A 4,771-nucleotide genomic window follows, 5' to 3' on the forward strand; every position below is an offset into this window, starting at 1 on the left:
AGGCATGGGCGAGGATGGTGGCGTAGTAGGCGTAGCCGGCATTGACCGGCATGTCGGCGCACACGCTCGGCCCCGCCACCAGCCGCAGACAGGTCCGGCCGTCGACGAACTCGTAGATCAGCGTACCGTCCCAGTAGCGGTCCACCCACTCGGCCGGCAGCTTGCGACTGTGGTTGTGATAGGGGCTCGAGTGGATACCCATCTCGACGAAGTCCTGCCCCTCCGGCCGGAGGAAGCTGAACCAGGCATTGTGCCCGGGCCACATCTCGACCACCTTGTCTCCGGCCAGCGCCAGGACCACGGTCCGGGTGCGCCCGGGATCGAAGCCGAGCGTCAGCCGCGTCGGGGTCAGGGCGTTGCGATCATCGAGCGCCAGCAGCGGCTCCGCCGAGATGAAGCCGGTCTTGGCCCAGCTGTTGCCCGCCGGCACGTCGACCTCGAGCCCGTCGGCGGCATAGCGCGCAAAGCCCTCGAAATTGCCGCCGGCGACCGCGGCCGGCTCGAAGGCCGGCGTAGGCGCGCCATCGAACAGCGTTTCGACCGGCAGGGGCTCGACCCCCGGCGCCGGCTCGGCGGCGACGGCCTCGATCGTGGCCGCGCGGCGGGAGACCCGGATTGCCCTGAGCGCCATGTGCGCCGGCAGCCCGGCAGCGGCCGGATGGGAAAAGGCATAGAGCCGGTAGCCCGCTCCCTCGGCGACGTTCTTCCAGGGCCGGGCGACGACTTCCTTGCCGTCGAGCTCGACCGCGACCCAGCCCGGCCGCAGCACGAAGGTGACCTCGCGCGGCGCCTCGCCCGGCAGCACCAGCTTGTCGTAGTCGTCGGTGCCGTGCGGATCGACATGCATTTCGCTCGCCGCGCTGCCGTCGGCCTGCCGGATCCAGTAGAAGCGCACGCAGGGCCAGCCGGGATCGTTGCCCACGACGCCGCCCCAGCCCGTCTCGGCCAGCGAAAGGCCGAAACCGTCGGTGAGGTCGGGATCGAACTCATAGGCAATGCGCACCTCGGCATCGCCGTGGAAGGCGTCAAGCCAGACCACCGGGTCGTTTGTCAGCAGCCCGACCTTCCCCCAACCATTGTCCGGCGGGACATCGACGATCAGGGCGCCGTCCTCGTAGCGCGCGTGCTGCTCGAAAATGCCGCCATGCGCCTGGTGCGGCAGGAAGAGGTCGGTCGCGGTCCCGGCGAACAGCACTTCCTCGGGGGGCGCCATCCAGTCGTCCGGCCCGATTTCGGGCGCAGCCGGGGCCACCTCGACCTCATCGAGGGGTGCCTCCTCGATCACCACCTCGGCTTCAGGCCCGGGCGCGACCCAGTCGTCGCCGGGGCCGGCCGACAGCGATTGCGCCATCCGGGCGACCACCGGATCGAAGAGCCGGCGCTGCCCACGGGCATAGCTCGCCTCGAACATGTGGATCACCTCACCGGCGAGGATCACCTTGCGATAGAAGATGTCGCTGCCGCGATAGCCGGAGAGCACGTACCAGTCCTCCCCGCCGCGGCGATAAGTGACCCTGTCGTAGTCGCCGCTCGCCAGATCGTCCTCGAGCAGTTCATCGATCGTCCATTCGAAGACGTTGTAGGCGCCGTAGACGAAGAACCTGCCGACGCCGCCCGGCGCCGTGAAGCTGCGGCCGTCATCGTTCTGCGGCGCCTCGTCCATCTCGAACAGGTCGGCGGGGTATTCCAGGCCGGTGCCGAAGCGATCATTGACCCAGGCGGTCCAGTCCTCGCCGGCCGGCAGCGGCACCGGGGCGAGTTCGGTCTCGTCCTCCGCCCCGTCCTCCACCTCGAGTTCCGCCCCGGGCGGATCGCCGGCGAGGATGTAGCGCCCGAAGGCCCAGCCCTGCTCGCCGTCCTCGAGCTCGACCTTGAGCCAGTCGCCGCGCCGGGCGATGACCCGAACCACGGTATCGGGCCCCATCTTGCGCAGGGTGCGGTAGGTGGTGCCCGGTCCGGCGCGCAGCGCGAGGAAGTTGTCGCCCTGCGGGTTGAGGCCGCCCACATGGTCGGCATCCGCTGCCGTTGGAGCGAGGGCGAGGGCGGCGGCGACGAAGCCGGTGCGCAGCAGGCGCGACCACGTTGTCATGAACGGGCTCCCGATGACCGGCGAGAGCGGCGAGGCGCGAGTTGCCCGACCACGCGCCGGGCCAGCGGCAGGGCCGATTGCGGCACCGGCAACATCACCGTGACGTATTGCGGGCCGAAGCGCGCCAGATAGGCATAGGTGACCTGGAGCGTCGCCGGCGGCCCCTGATCGAGATCGACGCCCGCGAGCCAGGTCAGCACGGCGGACCAGACGTGCAGCACGCCGTTGAGCATCAGCCCGTCGGTTCCGACGATCACTTCGCGCGACGCCGGCTCGAGTTGCCGGCGCATCACCCGGCCGCCGAGCAGATAGGCACCGGCCATGAGAAGCACGACAACGCCCGCCATGCCCAACATGGCGGGCGCAGCCTCCGGGTCGAACAGGGCGAAGGCGCCGAAGATCAGCAGGACGAGGCCCACGACCAGCGCCAGCGCGCCACGCTTGTCGGCGCGGTCGGCAGCGACGGCCCGCGCCGCGAAGGCCTCGAACTCCGCCGCCGCGACGGTCCAGCGGGCGATGACGTTGCGCCCCGCGAGGAGATCGGCACGGACCCGTGCGAAGCGGAGGAAGAGCAACACCACCGCGAGCCCGGCAATGAGCGCGAAGACGGCGAGCAGCGTGATCGCGTGCATCGCGTAGCCGAGTGCGGCGAACAGGTCGTCGCGGACGACCCACTGCAGCACCAGCCACACCGCCGCCGCCGCCGCGACGCCGAAGGAAATCCAGGCGCCGATCAATGGGTTGCTGCGCAAGACGAACGACCTCCGCCGCCGGCACCGGACGAGCGAACGTCGATCACCCCTGACGCGGCACTGCGTTTACCCTGCCATGGCGGTGGCGCCGGGGAATTGATGCCGATCAACCGGCATGCGGCGACCCGCACGCCGCGACGAGGCGCCGCGACTTGGAGGATTCGCCCGTTCGTCGCCCCGACGCGGCCCGGACGAGGATCAATTCCTCATCAGCGACAATGGCCTGCAAAACACCCGTACCAAGGTCGTTTATTTCAGACATACAATCAGCTTTGACATATGAAATTTGCCGCGCCATAAAGGCGACAGCAGCCCGCAGCAAGACGGGCGCCGGGATGGAGGGATGGAATGGCCGAAATCGGAGTGCACGCGCGTTCGCTGCCCGGACTTCCCGACGCCCATGCGCGGATCCCGGTGTGGAACGCCGAAGACTGGTACTACGAGGATTTCGTCGTCGGCGACAAAATCCGCTCGATCCGCCGCACCATCTCGGAAGGCGAGTCGATGCTGTTCAACTCGCTGGTGATGGACCACCACCCCTATGTCTCGGATCGCGAGTTCGCCGAGCAGCAGGGGGTGTTCGGCAAGCGTCTGGTCGCCGGCGCCATGGTGTTTTCTTACGGGCTGGGGCTGGTCGCGACCAACTGCCTGAACTCGTTTTCCTACGGCTACGACCGGCTGCGCTTCATCAAGCCGGTGTTTATCGGCGACACCATCTATACTATCCGCGAAAACCTCTCCAAGCAGGTCGACAGCGAGACCACGGGCAAGCTCAGGGTCAGCTACTCGGTCTACAAGGGCGAGGGCGAACTGGCGCTCTACGCCGAGCACCTCTTGACGGCGCTTTATCGCGACCCCGCTGCCTTTGCCGAGGAGGCGAAACAGCGACAGGCCGAAAAGCGCGCCCGCAAGCAGCAGGCGGCGGCAGAACGGGCCGACGACAATGGCTGAGCCGGTCGCGCTGCGCGGCATGACCTGGAACCACAGCCGCGGCTACGACCCGATGGTCGCGACCTCGGCCGCCTACGCCGCGGCGCATCCGGGGGTGTCGATCAGCTGGGAGAAGCGCTCGCTGCAGGCCTTTGCCGACCAGCCGATCGAGACGCTGGCCGACAGCTACGACCTGCTGGTGATCGATCACCCCCATGTCGGGGAGGTGGCGCGCAACCACCTGCTGCTGCCGCTCGACGGCATCGGGCGGGACGACGAACTCGCCCTCCTCGCCCGCCAGTCGGTGGGCCTGTCGCATGCCTCCTATGCCTTCGACGGCCGCCAGTGGGCCCTTGCGATCGATGCGGCGACCCCCGTGGCCGCCTATCGGCCCGACCGGATCGCGGCACCGCCGCGGCGCTGGGACGAGACGATCGCGCTCGCCCGTGCCGGCGAGGTCTGCTGCGCGCTGGTACCGATCAACGCGCTGATGACGTTCTTCGGCCTCGCCCGGAACCGCGGCCACGCGATTGCCGAGGGCGAGGAACTGCTGCGCCCCGACGCCGCGGCGGACATTCTCGAGCAGATGCGCGAACTGACCGCGCTCGTCGATCCGCGCTGCCTCGCGCTCGATCCGATCGGCATCTACGAGTGGATGGGGCGATCCGCGGATGCGCCGGCCTATTCGCCCTACGGCTACGGCTACACCAACTACAGCCGGGCGGGCTATTGCGCCCACCCGCTGGTCTTTGCCGACGCCCCCGGCTTCGACGACAATGGCCCGCGCGGCACCGTGCTGGGCGGCACGGGGATCGCGGTATCGGCCCGCACCCGGCACGCCGACATCGCCCTCGACTATGCCTTCGCGCTCGCCGCGGCGGACTGCCAGAAGGGCCTCTACTTCTCCAGCGGCGGCCAGCCGGGCAACGCTGTCGCGTGGGAAGACGCCGACTGCAATGCCGCCTGCCACGACTTCTTCATCAACACCCGCGCGACGCTC

4 protein-coding genes are annotated in these 4,771 nt (G+C 69.0%); 2 read left to right on the forward strand and 2 right to left on the reverse strand.

Going from position 1 to position 4,771, the window contains the following annotated elements; translation table 11 throughout:
• Both ACE3TU_RS18935 and ACE3TU_RS18940 read right to left on the reverse strand, forming a co-directional pair.
• Window positions 1–2,089: SH3 domain-containing protein (locus tag ACE3TU_RS18935; protein WP_374627061.1), on the reverse strand; the 2,089-nt coding region annotated here is incomplete at its 3' end.
• On the reverse strand, window positions 2,086–2,841 hold the full coding sequence (locus ACE3TU_RS18940; RefSeq protein WP_374627063.1) for a hypothetical protein: 756 nt from the start codon (window positions 2,839–2,841) through the stop codon (window positions 2,086–2,088). The genes ACE3TU_RS18935 and ACE3TU_RS18940, both read right to left, overlap by 4 nt.
• A gap of 348 nt (window positions 2,842–3,189) precedes the next feature.
• Here ACE3TU_RS18940 and ACE3TU_RS18945 point away from each other — a divergent pair, with 348 nt between their 5' ends.
• Both ACE3TU_RS18945 and ACE3TU_RS18950 read left to right on the forward strand, forming a co-directional pair.
• Window positions 3,190–3,792 (forward strand): MaoC family dehydratase, encoded by a 603-nt coding sequence (locus ACE3TU_RS18945; RefSeq protein WP_374627065.1) that lies wholly within the window; start codon window positions 3,190–3,192, stop codon window positions 3,790–3,792.
• Window positions 3,785–4,771: carbohydrate ABC transporter substrate-binding protein (locus tag ACE3TU_RS18950; protein WP_374627067.1), on the forward strand; the 987-nt coding region annotated here is incomplete at its 3' end. The genes ACE3TU_RS18945 and ACE3TU_RS18950, both read left to right, overlap by 8 nt.

Source organism: Devosia sp., from assembly GCF_041917035.1.
GTDB lineage: Bacteria > Pseudomonadota > Alphaproteobacteria > Rhizobiales > Devosiaceae > Devosia_A.